5 protein-coding genes are annotated in these 2,969 nt (G+C 64.5%); all 5 read left to right on the top strand.

What is annotated here, in order from left to right; translation table 11 throughout:
- A partial coding sequence (locus tag ACFE77_RS16355) for a hypothetical protein (RefSeq protein ID WP_375422706.1) occupies positions 1–233 on the top strand: 233 nt, incomplete at its 5' end.
- A gap of 82 nt (positions 234–315) precedes the next feature.
- Entirely contained in the window at positions 316–1,056 is a 741-nt protein-coding gene (locus tag ACFE77_RS16350; protein WP_375422705.1) for a phosphatidylserine decarboxylase, read from the top strand.
- A gap of 40 nt (positions 1,057–1,096) precedes the next feature.
- A complete protein-coding gene (locus tag ACFE77_RS16345) occupies positions 1,097–1,915 on the top strand; it encodes a CDP-alcohol phosphatidyltransferase family protein (protein ID WP_375422704.1) in 819 nt (272 codons plus the stop codon).
- Positions 1,916–1,935: 20 nt separating this feature from the next.
- Positions 1,936–2,148 carry a hypothetical protein gene (locus ACFE77_RS16340; protein ID WP_375422703.1) on the top strand — a complete coding sequence of 71 codons (213 nt, stop codon included), beginning with the start codon at positions 1,936–1,938 and terminating at the stop codon, positions 2,146–2,148.
- Positions 2,149–2,403: 255 nt separating this feature from the next.
- Positions 2,404–2,969 (top strand): 30S ribosomal protein S2 (gene rpsB / locus ACFE77_RS16335; protein WP_375422702.1); only part of this gene is annotated, 566 nt, incomplete at its 3' end.

The following is a 2,969-nucleotide window of genomic DNA, read 5'->3' as shown; positions in this document are numbered from 1 at the left end:
TCCGCGTCATCTCGTCGCCGTCGATCTCCACGACGGGCGTCTTCACCTTGATCTTCGCCATTCTACAGCATCCTTGGGGGGAGGGGGTTTTGCCAGCGTCTAAGGAAGAGCGGGCGTTGATTCAACCGGCCCGCGACGTCGCAGGCCGGGTCGTCAGCGCCGCGGGCCGGGTCGTCCGCCGTTGTAACCGCTTGCGCGCGCGGTTAGACCGGCCCGATGTCATCCTTCGATAACGTCCCGACACCGCCGACTCGCCCGATTCCGCCAGCCGTGCCGACGTTGCCGGCTTCATCGGGCTCGGTCACATCGGCACCGGTGACACCCCAGGGTTCCATCCCGATCCATACGACGCCGCCGGTTTCGACTACGACGATCAAGTGGCGTTTCCCCGCGGTCCATCCGGAGGGTTACAAGTACGTCGCCATCGCGCTCGGCATCACACTGTTCGCGACGATCCTCACCAAGGTATTGTTCTGGCCGTTCCTTGCGGTCGCCGCGTGGGTGGCGGTGTTCTTCCGCGATCCGGTACGTACCACACCGCAGGGCGACGGGATCATCGTCGCGCCCGCCGACGGGCTGGTGACGATGGTCCAGCGGGTGCCTATCCCGCGCGAACTGATCGGCGAGCTCGGCGACACACCGATGATCCGCGTGTCGATCTTCATGTCGGTATTCGACGTCCACATCAATCGCACCCCGATCGCGGGCACGATCCGGCAGGTCGTCTACATCTCCGGCAAGTTTCTCAATGCCGATCTCGACAAGGCGTCCGAGGAGAACGAGCGCCAGCACATCGTCGTCGAAGGCCGCGACGGGCGTCGCATCGGCCTGACCCAGATCGCCGGGCTGGTCGCGCGTCGCATCGTCGGCTTCGTCAAGCCGGGGGACATGGTCGCGACCGGCCAGCGCGTCGGGCTGATCCGCTTTGGTAGTCGCGTCGACGTGTTCCTGCCCGACGACATCGTGCCCCAGATCATACCCGGCCAGCGCAGCATCGCGGGCGAAACCGTGATCGGTAGGGTCGGCGGTTTGCCGATGAAGGGATTGTCGCAGTGACGCTTTTCGCGGGCCAACCTTCTTTCACGGGCCGATCTTTGTGATCGAACCGGTCGAGCGCCCGCTGCGCCGGATCCGTCGCACCCCGCGCGGCCTGCCGCTGCGCGCGGTCGCGCCCAATGCGGTCACCGCGTTGGCGCTGTGCTCGGGCTTGAGCGGAGTCCGCTTCGCGATCGGCGGAGACTGGCACAGTGCAGCGTCGATGATCATGGTCGCCGGCGTGCTCGACGGGCTCGACGGCCGCATCGCGCGGATGCTGCACGGCGAAAGCCGCTTCGGTGCCGAGCTCGATTCGCTTTCGGACGCGATCTCGTTCGGTGTCGCGCCCGCGTTGATCATGTATCTCTGGTCGCTGGCGGCGCTGCCGCGCGTCGGCTGGGTCGCCTCGCTGATGCTCGCGGTGTTCTGTGCGCTTCGCCTCGCGCGCTTCAATGCGCAGATCGACACGACCGAGCAGCCCCACAAGTCCGCAGGCTTCCTCACCGGCGTTCCCGCGCCCGCAGGCGCAGGCCTGGCGATGCTGCCGCTTTATCTGTGGTTCTGCACCGACGAGCCGTTCTTCGCCTCGCCTTACCTCGTCGCACCCTGGGTCGCGTTCGTCGCGGTGCTCATGGTGTCGAGCATCGCCACCTTCTCGTGGAGTTCGCTTCGGCTACGTCGCACCGTCCGGTTCGAGGCGATCGCGGGGGTCGTGCTGTTGGGAGCGGCGCTGGTGTCGGCGCCATGGCACACGCTCAGCGCCATCTGCCTCATCTATCTGCTGACGATACCATTCAGCATCGCCAGCTACACGCGGGTCAAGCGGCTTCGCGCAACCGGCGCAGCGGGGCGGGAACCGGTGCCGACGCCCAGCGCCTGACCGCGATCCGCTGCTCGGCGGTGGCGAGCTTTGCGAGCGGCGAGAAGCTTGGTTCGACATGGCCCGATGCGAGCGACATGATCCGCTGCCATTGGGGTGCGATCGAGGACGCGATCACCATTGCGGCCGTTGCGAATGCACCGCCGAAGATCATCAAGCTGAAAACTGCAACCATGGTATTTCCCCTTGGCAGGCATCTGCAAACGCCTGTGGATAACTTTGCAAACCCGTGACTTCTCAACCGGTTCCCCGACATGCTCCGATCCCGCGTGCAAACCGCAGATTGTGCAGGCTGGGTCATGGTATGAACGTGTTATGTTCCAGCTATGTTCTAAGTGTCAAGTGCTATCCTGCGTTGCAATCCGCTCCTTCCTGAGCTAAGCGCCGCGCCTCAACCCGCATGGGAAGCATCATAGCCCGGTGCGCGTCGATCCCCGGATCGCAGCGTCATCCGCTTCCCAGAGGCTCAACCGGAAGGAGTTATCCCTATGGCGGCACCCGTCGTCACCATGCAGCAGCTCATCGAGACTGGTGCACATTTCGGACACCAGACCCACCGCTGGAACCCGAAGATGAAGCCTTACATCTTCGGCGACCGCAACGGCGTCCACATCCTCGATCTGTCGCAGACTGTGCCGTTGTTCGCACGTGCGCTCGAATTCATCAGCTCCTCGGTCGCCTCGGGCGGCAAAGTCCTGTTCGTCGGCACCAAGCGCCAGGCGCAGGAAGCCGTCGCCGATGCCGCGCGCCGTTCGGGCCAGCATTTCGTCAACCATCGCTGGTTGGGCGGCATGCTCACCAACTGGAAGACCATCAGCAACTCGATCAAGCGCCTCAAGACGCTCGAAGAGCAGCTGACCGGCGAGGTCGTCGGCCTTACCAAGAAGGAAGTGCTCCAGCTCACCCGTGAGAAGGACAAGCTCGAGCTGTCGCTCGGCGGCATCCGCGATATGGGCGGCATTCCGGACGTGATGTTCGTGATCGACGCCAACAAGGAAGAGCTCGCGATCAAGGAGGCCAACACGCTCGGCATCCCGGTCGTCGCGATCCTCGA

This window comes from uncultured Sphingomonas sp. (genome assembly GCF_964243315.1).
Lineage (GTDB): Bacteria > Pseudomonadota > Alphaproteobacteria > Sphingomonadales > Sphingomonadaceae > Sphingomonas.
Note: the sequence above shows the minus strand (reverse complement) of the source record. Positions and strands in the feature narration are given on the sequence as shown.